The sequence below is a fragment of the Pseudomonadota bacterium genome (assembly GCA_016195085.1).
GTDB lineage: Bacteria > Pseudomonadota > Alphaproteobacteria > SHVZ01 > SHVZ01 > JACQAG01.
This window is the reverse complement of the sequence record JACQAG010000026.1, coordinates 94,481-108,850: the sequence shown is the minus strand read 5'-3', so window position 1 is coordinate 108,850 and position 14,370 is coordinate 94,481. Positions and strand designations below refer to the sequence as shown.

Genomic DNA, 14,370 nt, shown 5'->3' with positions numbered 1-14,370 from the left:
GCTCACGATCCCAGGCGCCGATAGTTCGGAAAGAACAGCTGCTCGTCGTTGATCTTGTAGGCGGCGATCGTCGATTGCCCCTCGGCGGACACCAGCCAATCCATGAACTGCAGGCCGAGATCCCGCTTCACGCTCGGATGCCGGGCGGGATTCACCAGCATGACGCCATATTGGTTGAAGAGCCGCGCGTCGCCCTCGACGACGATCGTGAGATCGCGGCGGTTCTGAAAGCTGAGCCAGGTGCCGCGGTCGGACAAGGTATAGCCGTCCATGGCGGCCGCCGTGTTGAGGGTCGGCCCCATGCCCGAGCCGGTGTCCTTGTACCAGGCGCCGGAGGCCGGCTTGATGTCGATCCCCGCGTCCTGCCAAAGCCGCTTCTCGGCCTTATCGGTGCCGCTGTCGTCGCCACGCGATACGAAGACCGCCTTTGCCGCGGCGATCTTGCGGAAGGCGGCGACGATGTCGCGACCACCGACCACCTTCGCCGGATCGCTCTTCGGGCCGATGAGCACGAAGTCGTTGTACATGACCTCCCGGCGGTCGATGCCGAACCCGTTGGCGACGAACTCCAGCTCCGATGGCTTGTCATGCACGAAGACCACGTCGCAATCGCCGCGCTCGCCGATCTTGAGCGCCTGTCCGGTGCCGACGGCGACGACCCGCACCGCCACCCCCGACTTCGCCGTGTAGGCCGGGAGCAGATGCTCGAACAGCCCGGATTGCTCGGTCGACGTGGTCGAGGCGACGGTGATGAAGGTGCCATCGGCGGCCTGGGCGATGCCGGCGGCAAGCCATCCGCCGCAAACGGCGATGATGAGGAGAGCGAGACGGCGAAGGGTGCTCATCGATTGATTCCTCTGCGAGAGATGACGAAGGCAACGGCGCTGACCGCGACCGAGAGCGTGATGAGGATGATCCCCAGTCCGAGCGCCAGTGGCAAGTTGCCTTTGCTCGTCTCCAGCGCGATTGCCGTGGTCATGGTGCGCGTCGCACCTGCGATATTGCCGCCGACGATGATGATGGCGCCAACCTCGGCGATGGCGCGCCCGAAGCCCGCGAGGACTGCCGTGACCACCCCGGACCGGGCGATGGCGAGCAGCTCTGAAAGCGCCCTCAGCTTCGATGCGCCATCAACCAGCAAGGTGTCGCCATAGGTTGCCCATGCTTCCGCCACCGCGCGGTGCACGAGGGCGATCACGATCGGCGCCACCAGGATCGTCTGCGCCACGATCATCGCGGCCGGCGGGAACAGGAGCCCCAGAACACCAAGAGGCCCCGAGCGCGAGAGCATGAGGTAGACGAACAGGCCGACGACGACGGGCGGCAGGCCGAGGAAGCCATTGACGACGACGATCGCCGCACGCCGCCCCGGAAAGTCGAACACGGAAAGCGCCGCACCCACCGGAAGTCCGATGGCGCCGGCGATGGCGACGGCCGAGAGACTGATCGAAAGCGACAGCGAAACGATCCGAAATAGCGCGCCATCGAGGCCGAGGATGAGCTGGAAGGCGATGGCGACGGCATCGGCGATGTCCGTCATGCAACTGCCCCGGCGGCTCTCGCCACGACCTCGGCCAGCGAGCCCGAGGCGTCGATGTGGCTCCAATCCTTGGGTGGAGCGACATGGGCAAGCTGCGAGCGCAGCACCTGGACGTCAGCATCGGAGACATCGCCCTGGCGCACCCGAATGCGGTGCTCGAGAAGTGCTTGCGGTGCCGCGAACCAGAGTCCGGCGAACGGCGCTCCCGTCTTGCTCGCCGCCGCAGCGATCGCCCGGCGATGGCGGTCCTCGCCATAGACCGCATCGGCGATGGCGGCATGTCCGGCGGCGAGAATGCGTTCGGCGGCCTCTGCGATCGAGCCGAAGACCCGGTCGCTCACACCCCGCGCATAGCCCGACTGGGGCAGGCGTTGGGTCGGATCGACGCCGAACATGCGCTTGCGGACGACATCGGAGCGCAGCACCACCGCGCCGGGAGACGGACCCAAACCGGGGGCCAGCGCGCGGGCCACGCTCGACTTGCCGGTACCGGAGACACCGGCGACGGCAACGAGGCGGGCCGGTGCCGGATCGAGGTAGGTCTCCGCCAGGCCAAGATAGCGTTGGGCCTCCTGGCGCCGCCGCTGGGCTCCGGCCGCGTCCTTGTCGAAGGTGGCTGCCGCGGCGCCGACATGGGCACGCACCGCCGCGCGGACAGAGAGGAAGACGGGCAGCAGCGCCAACCCGTCATAGTCCTCGGTCATCTCCAGGTAGCGGCAGAGCAGCTGGTTGGCGAAGTCGCGGTGTCCGCGATGCTCGAGGTCCATGAGCATGAAGCCGAGGTCGTAGAAGACGTCGATCTCGGCGAGCGACGGGTTGAACTCGATGGCATCGAAGAGCACGGGCTTGGCTTCGATGAGCGCCACATTGCCCAGATGCAGATCCCCATGGCAGTGGCGGACGAAGCCGGCGGCCCGACGGGTCTCGATGAGAGAGCGGCGATGCTCCAGGAGCGCCAGCGCCCGCGTGGTCATCGCCTGCACGCGCGATCGAAGAAAGACGCCCTCGTGCTCCCAAAGCCGGTCGCGGTTGCCGAGGATGACTCGGCCCATCTCGTCCGCGCCGCCGGCCGCGCGCATCGGCGTCGCCTCGCGGTGAAATATGGCGATGCCGGCGGCAAGGTCGCCGATCCGGGCGTCATCGAGGCCGCCGGAGGCGGCGAGACGATCGAACAGGCATTGTTGGTCGAAGCGGCGCATGAGCACCGCCCATTCGACGACCTCCCCCGCTTCCGAGGTTCCTATTCGGACCCTGCCGTCCTTGTCTTGGACGATGGCCACCACATCGAGGTAGAGCAGAGGGGCCGTCCGCCGGTTGACCAGGAGCTCGGCCCGGCACGCCCCTTCGCGGAGTGCCAGGGTGGAAAAGTCCATATAGGGGTACTTGACCGCGCGCTTGATCTTGTAGGCGCGATCGCCGACCAGGAGCACCATGGCGCCATGGGTGGCGATGCGCTCGACCGCCTCGCCGTCTGCCTCCAGGCTGCGGACGAGCCGATCGACGATCCGCCCTTGCTCGCCTTCGCTCATCGGATCGGGCGTGCCGCTCTCAGAGGACGCGGCGATGCGGCTCGTTGCTGCCGGCCGGATCCTGATGGATGATCACTTCCGCCAAGGGGAAAGCGGCCAGGATCGCCGCTTCGACCTCGTCGGCGATCACATGGGCCCGCTCCAGCGTGATGGCGCCGTCCATCTCGACATGCAGCTGGATGAATGAATTCGGACCCGAGGAGCGGCTTCGCAGCTCGTGGAGGGCGCTCACGTCCGGATGACCGAGCACGATCGCCTTGATGCGCTCGCGGTCGGCATCCGGCAGCTCCCGGTCCATCAGCATGTGGAAGGCATCGATGCCGACCGCCCGCGCGTTCCACAGCATGTAGAGGGCGATGGTGACGGCGAAGACCGGATCGATGCTGTTCCAGCCGAGCCATCTGGATAGCGCCAGGGACACCAACACGCCGCCATTCAGCATGAGATCGCCGCTGTAGTGCAGCGAGTCGGCACGGATCGCCATCGACCGGGTGCGCCGCACGACGTAGCCTTGAAAGCCGACCAGGGCCAAGGTGCCGAGGATGGTGAAGACCATGACGGCAATGCCGACGAGCTCGTTCTGCACCGGCCGCGGATCGAGGAAACGCAGGACCGATTCGAGCACGATCAGCACCGCCGAGCCGGCGATGAAGGCGCCCAGCGCCAAGGCGGCGAGCGGCTCGGCCTTGCCGTGCCCGAACCGGTGCTCGGGATCGGCCGGCACCAGCGCGTGGCGCACGGCGAAATAGGTGATGAGCGAGCCCAGCACGTCGAGCAGGGAATCGACCAGGCTCGACAGCACGGCGACCGAGCCGGTGGCGAGCCAGGCGGCGAATTTGACGGCGATGAAGGTGAGCGCCGCGAAGAGCGAGGCATAGCTCGCCAGGCGCACCAGCCGCCCGGCCGCGGCGCTGCCGGGCACCGTTGCCAAGGCCTCGGCCATTCTCGGCTGCGAGCCGGTGATCACGGGAACAACTTCTCCGTTGTCCAGTCCTCGCCCGCCCGGGAGAAGACGAGCCGGTCGTGCAGCCGGAAGGCACCATCCTGCCAGAACTCGATCCGTACCGGGGTCAGGCGGAAGCCCGACCAGTAAGGCGGCCGCGGGACCCTGCTGATGGCGTATTTTGCCGTGTACTCGGCGACGCGCTTTTCCAGATGAAATCGGCTCTCCAGCGGCCGCGATTGCAAGGACGCCCAGGCGCCGATCTGGCTCGCTTTGGCTCTCGTGGCGAAATAGGCGTCTGCCTCGGCCGCATCCACCGGCGCCACATTTCCCTCGATGCGGACCTGGCGGCGGAGCGACTTCCAGTGGAAGAGCATGGCGGCGTTGGGGTTGGCCAACAGCTCGCGTCCCTTCCGGCTCTCATAGTTGGTGAAGAACACGAATCCGCGCTCATCGACTCCCTTGAGCAGGACCATGCGCACCGAGGGGCGCCCCTCGGCATCGGCCGTCGCCAGGGCGAGCGCCGTCGGGTCGTTCGGCTCCGATGCCTCCGCCTGCTTCAGCCAGTCTTGGAACTGTTGAATGGGATCAATAATTTCGCTGTCGATCTTAATCGTCGTCATCGCCTTCCAACCAGCCGATAGAGTTACCTGCTCGTGCCCCTCAGGTGCCCCTTTATTGCCATGATCGAGAGCAATATATAAGGCTTAGCGGCGCCAGGATGCAGGCCATGCGGCCAGCACCGTGGCCACAGGACGGGACACAGGGGAAGAATGCCATGAAGACGAGAATTGTCGCTGTTGCGGCGGTCGCGCTGGCGCTAGCTGCCTGCCAGGATGCAGGCACCAAGCAGACAGTCGGCGGCCTTGGCGGCGCGGCCGCCGGTGGGCTTCTCGGCTCGCAGTTCGGCCATGGCTCCGGCAAGCTGGCGATGACCGGGCTTGGCGTGCTGGTCGGCGCCTTGATCGGCAGCGAAGTCGGCAAGAGCATGGACGAGGCGGATCGGCAGCGCGCCGAGCAGGCGCGTTTGCGCGCCCAATCCTCGCCAATCGGCGAGAAGATCGTCTGGTCGAATCCGACGAACGGGCATTCCGGGTCTTATGTCGCGACCCGCGAAGGCACCTCCACCGCCGGCGCCTATTGTCGTGAGTTCCAGCAAACCATCACCGTCGGCGGCAAGACCGAGCAGGGCTTCGGCACGGCATGCCGGCAGCCTGACGGCACCTGGAAAATCGTCGAGCAATAACCTCTTCAGAGTGCCCTTCGGCGCGGGCCCGCGGGGGCGATCCCCGCGGGCCTCGTTGCATGTGGCGGCGCCCCCGGCGCTGTTGTCCCCGCCCCTCGTTGCCAAAAGCACACCCGGGCGCAGGTCAATCAGGCTATGATGAAAGGCGCCGAAATCTGCCGAGGCACATGAATTGCATGCAAAAAATGACGGTTGAGCGGCAATGGGAGGCCGGGGCGTGAGCATGCGCGACCCCTATCAGGTACTTGGACTGACGCGCAGCTCTAGCCAGGACGAGATCAAATCCGCCTATCGGCGACTGGCCAAGAAGATGCACCCTGACCTGAATCCGGGAAAACCGGAAATCGAACGGCAATTCAAAGATATAACGGCCGCTTATGATCTGCTTTCGGATCCAGGAAAGCGCGGCCGGTTCGACCGTGGCGAGATCGATGCCTCAGGAGCCGAGCAGCGCGGCGGCTTCTGGCGCTCGCGCGCCGGCCGCGGCCGCGCCCCGTTCGAATCCGCCGCCGGCGGGGTCGAGACCGAGGATCTGTTCGAGGAATTCATCCGCACGGCCACCCGCGGCCGCCGCGGCGAACGCAAGGGCGGCCCGTTTGGCCGGGGTGGGACCGACAGCGCCCAGCCGCAGCGGGGCGCCGATGTCAAGGTGCCGCTCACCATCGCCTTCCTGGAGGCCGCGCGCGGAGTGAAGAAACGGGTGGCGCTGCCCGACGGCAAGACCGTCGAGCTGGTGGTCCCGGCCGGCACCGAAGACGGCCAGCAAATGCGTCTCAAGGGCCAGGGCCGCGCCGGCATCGCCGGCGGCGAGCCGGGCGACGCCTTCATCGACATTGCGGTCGAGCCGCACCCGCTGTTCGAGCGCAAGGGCAAGGACCTCCACTTGCACCTGCCGGTGAGCTTGGCGGAAGCGGTGCTGGGAGCCGCCGTCACCGTGCCCACGCTCTCGGGCAAGGTCACCCTGCGCATCCCCAAGGGCTCGAATGGCGGAACCATGCTCCGCCTCAAGGGCAAGGGTTTCAGCGATGCCAAGGGCAGCCTCGTCGGCGACCAGTATGTCCACCTCAAGCTGATGGTCCCCGAGCCCTCCGATCCGGAGCTGGAGAAATTCCTCGAGCGCTGGAAGCCGCGAGCCTACGAGCCGCGCAAGCGGGCGGGATTGGATCAGTAGCAGCCCAGTAGTGGCAAGGTTTTGCCGGCTCAAGGGCCGGTCGTGTAGGATGCTGCCCCCTGCTCCCTCTGCAACCTTGCGCGCAGGTCTTGGCCACTCACCGTCGCCCGGCACCGAATGAGGATGGAATGGCATCTCCGAATGGATTGATGACGGGCAAGCGCGGCCTGATCATGGGTGTGGCCAATGACCGTTCGCTCGCCTGGGGCATCGCCAAGGCCGTGCACGGTCAAGGTGCGGAGCTCGCCTTCACCCATCAGGGCGATGCGTACGGCAAGCGCGTCAAGCCGCTCGCGGAGAGGCTCAATAGCGACTTCGTCAAAGATTGCGACGTCACCAACGAAGCGAGCCTCGATGCGCTGTACGCTGAAATCGCCAAGCGCTGGGGACGGCTCGACTTCGCCGTCCACGCCATCGGCTTTGCCGATCCGAGCGAGCTCAAGGGCCGCTATGTCGATACCAAGCGGGAAAACTTTGCGCGGAGCCTCGATATCTCCTGCTATTCCTTCACCGAGATGTGCCGCCGCGCCGCGCCCTTGATGACTGCGGGCGGTAGCCTGTTGACGCTCTCCTATTTCGGCGCCGAGCGGGTGATGCCGCACTACAATCTGATGGGCGTCGCCAAGGCGGCGCTGGAAGCGAGCGTGCGATACCTTGCCGTCGATCTCGGCGGCCAGAACATTCGCGTCAATGCGATTTCCGCCGGCCCGATCAGGACCCTTGCGTCCTCGGGGATCGGCGATTTTCCCTATATCCTCAAATGGAACCAATACAACGCACCCTTGAAGCGCAACGTCACCATCGAGGATGTGGGCGGCGCTGGCCTCTATTTCCTGAGCGACCTCTCCTCGGGCGTCACCGGCGAGATCCACCACGTCGACTGCGGCTATCACGTGGTCGGCATGAAGGCGGTGGACGCGCCCGACATCGCCGTCGTGTGACATGGCAGGCAACAGCTTCGGCCAAGCCTTCCGCTTCACCACCTGGGGCGAAAGCCACGGCCCGTCCCTCGGCTGCGTGGTCGACGGCGTGCCGCCCCGACTCCCGCTCGCCGAGGCGGATATCCAGGTTTATCTCGACAGGCGGCGGCCGGGTCAGTCGCGCTTTACCAGCCAGCGCCGCGAGCTCGACCGGGTGCGGATCCTCTCAGGCGTGTTCGAAGGGCTGACCTCGGGCACGCCGATCAGCCTCCTCATCGAGAACGAGGACCAGCGCTCGAAGGACTACGGCGACATCAAGGACAAGTTCCGCCCCGGCCACGCCGACTACACCTATTGGAAGAAATACGGCGTCAGAGACTATCGCGGCGGCGGGCGGGCCTCGGCCAGGGAGACGGCGATGCGGGTGGCGGCCGGCGCCATCGCCCGCAAGGTCCTGGGCGACGGGGTCTCGATCCGCGGCGCGCTCATCCAAATCGGCAAGGATCCGGTGGATCGCGGGCGCTGGGACTGGGAGGAGACCCAGCGCAATCCCTTCTGGTGCCCCGACATGGTCGCCGCACAGCGCTGGCAGGGCTATCTCGAGGAGGTGCGCAAGGCCGGATCGTCGGTGGGCGCGGTGGTCGAGGTCATCGCCTCGGGCGTGCCGGCCGGCCTCGGCGATCCGATCTACGACAAGCTCGATGCCGATCTCGCCAAAGCGATGATGAGCATCAACGCGGTCAAGGGCGTGGAGATCGGTGCCGGCATGGCAGCGGCCGAGCTCACCGGCGAGGAGAACGCCGATGAGATGCGGATGCGCGGTCGCCATGTGGCGTTTCTCTCCAACAATGCCGGCGGCATCTTGGGCGGCATCTCCTCCGGCCAGGACATCGTCGTGCGCTTTGCCGTCAAGCCGACGAGCTCGATCCTGACGCCCAGGCGCACCGTCGACATCCAAGGGTGCGACACCGAGATCAGCACCAAGGGCAGGCACGATCCCTGCGTGGGCATTCGCGCCGTCCCGGTCGGCGAGGCGATGCTGGCGATCGTCTTGGCCGACCATCTCATGCGCCAGCGGGCGCAATGCGGCTGAGGCCGGCCGTCCCTCTCCTTCTTGCCGCCGGCTTGTGGCTGCTGCCGGCGCCGGCTTCCGCCGGCGATCTCGTTGCCGGCACACGCTTCCGACAATTCGAAACGACGGACGCGCTCGGCCGCGCCATCGTCTTCTACCTGTCGGAAGCGAGCGGTCCGGCGCGGCCCCTTGTCCTCTTCGTGCCGGGCTCCGGTTGCGCGCCCTCCTTCCGTCGCACTCCCGAGGGTCGCGTGACGGCAGGCTACCAAGGTCCGCTGCTCGCTGTGGTCGCCGATCGTCTGCGCGTTCTCGTGGTCGAGAAGCCGGGTGCCGTGGCCTTCGATCCGACGCCGCGGGGCGGCACCGCCGTCGGCTGCGGACCAGAATTCCTGCGCGAGCACACGCTGGAGCGATGGACGGCGGCGCTGGCAGCGGCGCTCGCCGCGGCCCGTGCGATGCCGGGCGTGGATTCGACGCAGACGCTGGTCATCGGCCATTCGGAGGGGGCCGTGGCCGCCGCGCATTTGTCACGGCTCGATCCGGCGATCACCGGCATCGCCCTCCTCGCCGGGTCCGGGCCGAGCCAGCTCTTCGACCTCCTCCTCGAGGCGCGCCGGCGGCGCGGCGAGGCAGGAGCGGCAGAGGTTCTTGCCGAGGCTAATAAGATCTCCGGGGATCCCGATGCGGTCGATCGCTGGGCTTGGGGACATCCTTATCGACGCTGGTCGTCCTTTCTCGCGGTCTCGAGCTTGGAGGAGTTGCAGGCGAGCCGAGCCGGCATATATCTCGCCTACGGGACCGAGGATACGGCAGTGCCGCTCGAGTCTTCAGAGGTGCTGCACGCCGGCCTCCTGGCCGCCGGACGCAATCCGACCGTCGAGCGGCGCTACGGCTCGAACCACTCCCTCGACCTGCCGGGCCAGCGCCCGCCGGAGGGGATGAGCGAGGTGTTTCGTCATGTCGTGCAATGGTTCGGGGATCGGAGCCCGGCGGCTCTTGCCCATGAATAGCGCTGTCGGTGCTCCGGGTACCACCGCAACTCCCCCCAGGAGCAATCAGGGATGTTGAGATTGCTCGGCCGTTTCCTCAGGCGACTCATGGTGCTGTTGTTCGCCTTTGTCGGCGCCGTCGTCGTCTGCCTCGGTGCCGCCGCCGGCCTGCTTTATCTCTGGGTCTCCACCGTCGGCGACAATCGCCTGCCGAGCCGCATGGTCCTCTCGATGCGCCCCGATGCAGCACTGGGATCGGAGGATGTGGGCAGCTTGTCGCGCTTCCTGCCGCTCCGCCAGCTCAGCCTCGAAGACATAGTGGAAGCCCTCGAGCGAGCCGAGCAGGACGACCGGGTGGCAGGCCTCTTTCTCGATGTGAGCGGAGCCAGCGCCGGCATGGGCGAAGCGCAGGAGCTGAGGGATGCGGTCGGCCGGTTCCAGAATGCCGGCAAGTTCGTGCTGGCCTATGCCGACACCTATGAAGAGCCGAGCGCGCCCTACTACATCGCCAGTGCCGCCCACGACATCTGGCTGCAGCCCTCGGGCGATCTCGGCCTCACCGGCGTGGCGCTCCAGTCATTCTTCCTCAAGGGCGCGCTCGACCGGCTGGGCGTGCACGCGGAGTTCGGCGGCCGCTATGAGTACAAGGGCGCGGTCGAGACCTTCACGGCGGAGGCCATGAGCGCGCCCGTCCGGCAGAACTTGCAGACGTTGGTCGATGGCTGGTTCAAGCAACTCAGCCGCGACATCGCCGGCGCGCGGGGCCTCGGCGAGCCGGCGGTGCGCGGGCTGATCGATCGCGCCCCCTTGGGAGCCGACGAGGCGCTGGGGGCGAAGCTCGTTGACCATTTGGGCTATCGCGGCGAAGCGACGGCGGAAGCCCGCAAGCGCGCCGGCCCGGGGGCGGAGCTGATGACGCTGGAGCGCTACCTGAAGCGCGCCGGGCGACCACACGAACGCGGACCGACGATCGCCGTCATCCACGGCCGCGGCACGATCGTGCGCGCGCCCGGCAGCGGCGAGACGGCGGTGTTCGGGCGTCAGATGCGCGCCGACGCGGTGGCGCGCGCCATTGCGGCAGCTGCCGCGGACTCCGACGTGCGCGCCATCGTGCTCCGCATCGACAGCCCCGGCGGCTCCTATGTCGGCTCCGACACGGTCTGGCACGAAGTCGAGGCGGCGCGGCAGAAGAAGCCGGTGATCGCCAGCCTCGGCGACGTCGCCGCGTCCGGCGGCTATTTCGTCGCCATGGGCGCCACCCGCATTCTGGCTGAGCCCGGCACGCTCACCGGCTCCATCGGCGTGTTCGGCGGCAAGTTCGTGGCGAGCGACTTCATGCGCGATCTGGGCGTGGCCGTCGACTCCGTGGAGGCCGGCGCCCATGTCGGCATGTGGAGCGCCACCCGCGCCTTCACCGAGGCGGAGCGGGCTCGCCTGGAAGCCCAGCTCGATCGCATCTACAAGGATTTCACCGGCAAGGTCGCGGCTGCGCGCGGGCTCTCGGCGGAGCAGATCGACGCCTCCGCCCGTGGTCGGGTATGGACCGGAGAGGATGCGAAGGCGCTCGGGCTGATCGACGGCTATGGCGGCTACCGGGCCGCGCTCAGCCTCGCGCGCGAGGCGGCCGGGCTCGCTGCCGATGCGCCGATCACTGTCGAGGAGTTCCCGCGGCCGCGGCGGCTGTGGGACATCGTCGATGCGCTGCTCGACGCCGATCTGCAGGAATCCTTGCGCCTCCCGCTTGCCGCCGATCGAGCCTTGCTCGGCTGGCTCCGGCACCTGCTGACGAAGGCCGGCGGCGCCGGCCTCGCCATGCCACCGCTCGCCTTGCCCTAAGCGGCCCGCTCGGCCGCGATCAGAAATTCCCGGTTGCCCTCGGGCCCGAGGATCGGGCTCTCGCTCACGCCCAGAACCCGCCAACCCGGCTGCCGGCCGAGCCAGTCGGCGATGCGGCGACAGACCGCCTCATGCAGCGCCGGGTCGCGCACCACCCCGCCCTTGCCGACATTCTCCGGTCCCACCTCGAATTGCGGCTTGATCAGCGCCACCAGCTTCGCTTGGGGCCGCGTCAGCGCCAGTGCTGCGGGCAGCACGATTTCGAGCGAGATGAAGCTCGCATCGCAGACGACAAGGTCCACGGGCTCCGGCACGTGCTCGCGCGTCAAGTTGCGGGCATTGATGCGCTCGCGCACGACGACCCGCTTGTCTCCGCGCAGCTTCCAGGCGAGCTGGCCGCGCCCGACATCGATCGCATAGACCTTGGCGGCTCCATGGGTCAGCAGCACGTCGGTGAAGCCGCCGGTCGATGCGCCAATGTCGAGGGCGACCAGGCCCATGGGCTCGATGCAGAAATGCTCGAGGCCGTGGGCAAGCTTGACGCCGCCGCGCGAGACCCAGGGGTGATCCTTGCCGCGGACCTCGATCTCGGCATCTTCGGCAAGGGCGCGGCCGGGCTTGTCCAGGCGGTGTCCGGCGCGGTCGAAGACGAGTCCCGCCAGGATCAGCGCTTGGGCGCGGGTGCGGTTCTCAGCCAGGCCGCGCTCGACCAGGAGCTCGTCCAGGCGGAGCTTGGGCAATCAGGCGCGGCGCTCGACGACGAAGCGGGCAACCGCGCGGAGCGTGTCCGCCTTCTCGGCAAAGGGCTGCAGATGCTCGATCGCCTGGTCGGCCAAGAGACGGGCTTGGGCGCGCGCCCGCTCCACACCGAGGATCGACACGAAGGTCGCCTTGCCGGCGGTGGCATCCTGGCCGGTGGGCTTGCCGAGCTCGGCGGCGCTGCCCTCGGCGTCCAAGAGGTCGTCGGCAATCTGAAACGCCAAGCCCAGGCTCTGGGCATAGGCGGCGAGCGCCTGGCGCAGCGGCCCCGCGGCCTTGCCCAGGATTGCCCCGGCGATACAGGCGAATTGGAAGATGGCACCGGTCTTCATGCGCTGCAGCCTGGTGATCGCCGGGATGTCGAAGGTCTGGTGCTCGGCCAAGAGGTCGAGCATCTGCCCGCCGACCATGCCTCTGGGACCCGCCGCCTCGGCCAGCTCGCGCACCAGCTCGGAGCGCACCAACGGGTCGGAATGGGTATCGGGATGGCTCAGCACCTCAAAGGCCATGGTCAGCAGCCCGTCGCCGGCGAGGATCGCGGTCGCCTCATCGAATTTCTTGTGGACCGTCGCCCGGCCGTGGCGGAGATCGCTGTTGTCCATGGCCGGCAGGTCGTCATGGATGAGCGAGTAGCAGTGCAGGAACTCCACCGCCGCCGCCGTCCGGTGCTTGCAGCTCTCGGCCACGCCGAACAGCCCGGCCGAATGCATGACCAAGAGCGGCCGCAAGCGCTTGCCGCCGCCCAAGGTGGCGTAGCGCGTGGCTTCATGCAGGATCGCCTCGGGACCGATGACCGGCGGCAACAGCCGGTCCATCGCCGCTTCGACCGCTTCCTTGGCTTCGGCCATCGCTGTCTGCAGAGAAGCCATGGGTCGGCGGTTCAGCCCTGATCCAGCGGTTTCACGCCCACACTGCCATCCGCGCCCAGGGTGATCTGCTCGACCTTCATCTGCGCTTCCCTGAGCTTCTTCTCGCAATGGAGCTTCAAGAGGGCGCCGCGCTCGTAGGAGACGATGGCTTCGTCCAGCTTGGCCTTGCCCTCCTCCAGCCGCTTGACGATCTGCTCCAGCTCGGCGAGCGCGTCCTCGAAGCTCAGCTTCTGGATGTCGGCGGGGATCGCGGGGGCGGCCATGGGCGCTGTTATAGGCAGGCGCGGAGCGCGAAACAAGGTTACAAGGGCGGCCCGGGGTGATTGCCGGTCAATGCGCCATCAAGGCCTCGACATGGGCGGCCGTGGAGGCCGCCAAGGCCTCGAGGTCGTAGCCGCCCTCCAGGGCCGAGACGACGCGGCCGGAGGCGGTCGCCGCGGCGAGGCGGCAAAGCTCATGGGTGACCCAGGCGTAGTCCTCCTCCCGCAGCCGGAGCGAGGCCAGGGGATCGTCGGCATGGGCATCGAAGCCGGCCGAAATCAGAATCAGCTCGGGACCAAAGGCTTGAAGAGCCGGCAGAATGCGCTCGCTGAAGGCAGCGCGAAACTCCTGAGATCCCGAGCCCGGCGCCAAGGGCGCGTTCCAGATATTGCCGACACCGCGCTCGCTGGCGGCACCCGTGCCCGGATAGAGCGGCCATTCATGGGTCGAGGCATAGAAGAGGTTCGGGTCGCGCTCGAAGGCGGCTTGGGTGCCATTGCCGTGGTGGACATCGAAGTCGACCACGGCCACGCGTTCGAGCCCGTGCACGGCGCGGGCATGCTGGGCGCCGATGGCGACGTTGTTGAAGAGGCAGAATCCCATCGGCCCCAGCGGCTCGGCGTGGTGGCCCGGCGGCCGCACCGCACAAAAGGCGTTGCTCGCCTCGCCCGCGATGACGGCGTCGATCGCCGCGCAAACGGCACCCACCGCCCGCAGCGCCGCCTCGCCGGAGCCGGGCGACAACAGAACCTCGTCGCCGAGATCGACGAGCCCGCTTTTCGGCACGGCCGCCAGCGCCGCGCGCACGAACGGTTCGGGATGATTGCGGGCGATCTGCTCGACCGTGCCAAGCGGCGCCTCCCGGCGCGCCAGCCGGGCGAAAGGCGGCGCGTCCAAGGCCGCCAGGATCGCTTGCAGCCGGGCCGGCCGTTCGGGGTGCATGCGGCCGGGATTGTGCTCGATGCAGGCCGGATGCGTGTAAAGGCGCGTCGTCATGGCGGAGCCCGATTGATGCAAGAGGTCGAGAGAAAGCGAGCGGTGGAGCCATAGGTAGAGGCCGGCAGCGCTAGAGACAAGGCCGAGGGCCGGCCCGGATCAGCCCTCGGATGCCGGTCAAGCCCGAGGTAACCGCCTGCCGTTAGGGTCCCTCACGGGTTGAGACGGCGGAAGGACAGGTCATTAACTCGCCCAAAAAACATGCGCGTTTGGCAGGCAACCGCAGGTATACTTGCGGT

At 67.6% G+C, this 14,370-nt stretch carries 15 protein-coding genes; 6 read left to right on the top strand and 9 right to left on the bottom strand.

Annotated features, from left to right (window positions below):
- Positions 1–2 precede the first annotated feature (2 nt).
- Genes HY058_08145 through pdxH form a run of 5 tightly spaced genes read right to left on the bottom strand, consistent with a single transcriptional unit; the run spans position 3 to position 4,635 of the window.
- Complete coding sequence (locus HY058_08145) at positions 3–845, bottom strand: substrate-binding domain-containing protein (protein MBI3497261.1); 843 nt, start codon at positions 843–845, stop codon at positions 3–5.
- Positions 842–1,540: an ABC transporter permease gene (locus HY058_08140; GenBank protein ID MBI3497260.1), complete on the bottom strand. Its 699-nt coding sequence runs from the start codon at positions 1,538–1,540 to the stop codon at positions 842–844. The genes HY058_08145 and HY058_08140 overlap by 4 nt, the downstream gene beginning before the upstream one ends.
- Complete coding sequence (locus tag HY058_08135) at positions 1,537–3,069, bottom strand: AAA family ATPase (GenBank protein ID MBI3497259.1); 1,533 nt, start codon at positions 3,067–3,069, stop codon at positions 1,537–1,539. The genes HY058_08140 and HY058_08135 overlap by 4 nt, the downstream gene beginning before the upstream one ends.
- Positions 3,070–3,088: 19 nt before the next feature.
- Positions 3,089–4,012, bottom strand: coding sequence for a cation diffusion facilitator family transporter (locus HY058_08130; GenBank protein ID MBI3497258.1), 924 nt, complete (start codon positions 4,010–4,012; stop codon positions 3,089–3,091).
- Positions 4,013–4,032: 20 nt separating this feature from the next.
- On the bottom strand, positions 4,033–4,635 hold the full coding sequence (gene pdxH, locus HY058_08125) for a pyridoxamine 5'-phosphate oxidase (GenBank protein MBI3497257.1): 603 nt from the start codon (positions 4,633–4,635) through the stop codon (positions 4,033–4,035).
- Positions 4,636–4,790: 155 nt separating this feature from the next.
- On the opposite strand from pdxH, the gene HY058_08120 reads away from it, so the two are divergent.
- The 6 genes from HY058_08120 (at position 4,791) to sppA (ending at position 11,246) form a co-directional block, all read left to right on the top strand.
- Positions 4,791–5,258, top strand: a complete 468-nt coding sequence (locus HY058_08120; protein ID MBI3497256.1) for a glycine zipper 2TM domain-containing protein — start codon at positions 4,791–4,793, stop codon at positions 5,256–5,258.
- Positions 5,259–5,481: 223 nt separating this feature from the next.
- A complete protein-coding gene (locus HY058_08115; protein MBI3497255.1) occupies positions 5,482–6,429 on the top strand; it encodes a J domain-containing protein in 948 nt (315 codons plus the stop codon).
- A gap of 128 nt (positions 6,430–6,557) precedes the next feature.
- The gene (fabI, locus tag HY058_08110; GenBank protein MBI3497254.1) at positions 6,558–7,370 is read left to right on the top strand and encodes an enoyl-ACP reductase FabI; all 813 of its coding nucleotides are present in this window, start codon (positions 6,558–6,560) and stop codon (positions 7,368–7,370) included.
- 1 nt (position 7,371) lies between these two features.
- On the top strand, positions 7,372–8,442 hold the full coding sequence (gene aroC, locus HY058_08105) for a chorismate synthase (GenBank protein MBI3497253.1): 1,071 nt from the start codon (positions 7,372–7,374) through the stop codon (positions 8,440–8,442).
- Positions 8,433–9,431, top strand: coding sequence for a hypothetical protein (locus tag HY058_08100; GenBank protein ID MBI3497252.1), 999 nt, complete (start codon positions 8,433–8,435; stop codon positions 9,429–9,431). Before aroC ends, HY058_08100 begins: the two co-directional genes overlap by 10 nt.
- Before the next feature lie 51 nt (positions 9,432–9,482).
- Positions 9,483–11,246 carry a signal peptide peptidase SppA gene (sppA, locus tag HY058_08095; GenBank protein ID MBI3497251.1) on the top strand — a complete coding sequence of 588 codons (1,764 nt, stop codon included), beginning with the start codon at positions 9,483–9,485 and terminating at the stop codon, positions 11,244–11,246.
- Here sppA and HY058_08090 read toward each other — a convergent pair.
- The 4 genes from HY058_08090 to HY058_08075 form a co-directional block, all read right to left on the bottom strand.
- Positions 11,243–11,986: a TlyA family RNA methyltransferase gene (locus HY058_08090; GenBank protein MBI3497250.1), complete on the bottom strand. Its 744-nt coding sequence runs from the start codon at positions 11,984–11,986 to the stop codon at positions 11,243–11,245. The two genes, sppA and HY058_08090, sit on opposite strands and share 4 nt — an antisense overlap.
- The gene (locus tag HY058_08085; protein MBI3497249.1) at positions 11,987–12,874 is read right to left on the bottom strand and encodes a polyprenyl synthetase family protein; all 888 of its coding nucleotides are present in this window, start codon (positions 12,872–12,874) and stop codon (positions 11,987–11,989) included.
- A gap of 11 nt (positions 12,875–12,885) precedes the next feature.
- Entirely contained in the window at positions 12,886–13,137 is a 252-nt protein-coding gene (locus tag HY058_08080; GenBank protein MBI3497248.1) for an exodeoxyribonuclease VII small subunit, read from the bottom strand.
- A gap of 67 nt (positions 13,138–13,204) precedes the next feature.
- The gene (locus HY058_08075) at positions 13,205–14,131 is read right to left on the bottom strand and encodes a histone deacetylase family protein (protein ID MBI3497247.1); all 927 of its coding nucleotides are present in this window, start codon (positions 14,129–14,131) and stop codon (positions 13,205–13,207) included.
- Between the last annotated feature and the right edge of the window lie 239 nt (positions 14,132–14,370).

Coding starts and splice junctions, on each gene's coding strand:
- HY058_08145 (MBI3497261.1), bottom strand. CDS start 845: ATGAGCACCCTTCGCCGTCTCGCTCTCCTCATCATCGCCGTTTGCGGC.
- HY058_08140 (MBI3497260.1), bottom strand. CDS start 1,540: ATGACGGACATCGCCGATGCCGTCGCCATCGCCTTCCAGCTCATCCTC.
- HY058_08135 (MBI3497259.1), bottom strand. CDS start 3,069: ATGAGCGAAGGCGAGCAAGGGCGGATCGTCGATCGGCTCGTCCGCAGC.
- HY058_08130 (MBI3497258.1), bottom strand. CDS start 4,012: ATGGCCGAGGCCTTGGCAACGGTGCCCGGCAGCGCCGCGGCCGGGCGG.
- pdxH (MBI3497257.1), bottom strand. CDS start 4,635: ATGACGACGATTAAGATCGACAGCGAAATTATTGATCCCATTCAACAG.
- HY058_08120 (MBI3497256.1), top strand. CDS start 4,791: ATGAAGACGAGAATTGTCGCTGTTGCGGCGGTCGCGCTGGCGCTAGCT.
- HY058_08115 (MBI3497255.1), top strand. CDS start 5,482: ATGCGCGACCCCTATCAGGTACTTGGACTGACGCGCAGCTCTAGCCAG.
- fabI (MBI3497254.1), top strand. CDS start 6,558: ATGGCATCTCCGAATGGATTGATGACGGGCAAGCGCGGCCTGATCATG.
- aroC (MBI3497253.1), top strand. CDS start 7,372: ATGGCAGGCAACAGCTTCGGCCAAGCCTTCCGCTTCACCACCTGGGGC.
- HY058_08100 (MBI3497252.1), top strand. CDS start 8,433: ATGCGGCTGAGGCCGGCCGTCCCTCTCCTTCTTGCCGCCGGCTTGTGG.
- sppA (MBI3497251.1), top strand. CDS start 9,483: ATGTTGAGATTGCTCGGCCGTTTCCTCAGGCGACTCATGGTGCTGTTG.
- HY058_08085 (MBI3497249.1), bottom strand. CDS start 12,874: ATGGCTTCTCTGCAGACAGCGATGGCCGAAGCCAAGGAAGCGGTCGAA.
- HY058_08080 (MBI3497248.1), bottom strand. CDS start 13,137: ATGGCCGCCCCCGCGATCCCCGCCGACATCCAGAAGCTGAGCTTCGAG.
- HY058_08075 (MBI3497247.1), bottom strand. CDS start 14,131: ATGACGACGCGCCTTTACACGCATCCGGCCTGCATCGAGCACAATCCC.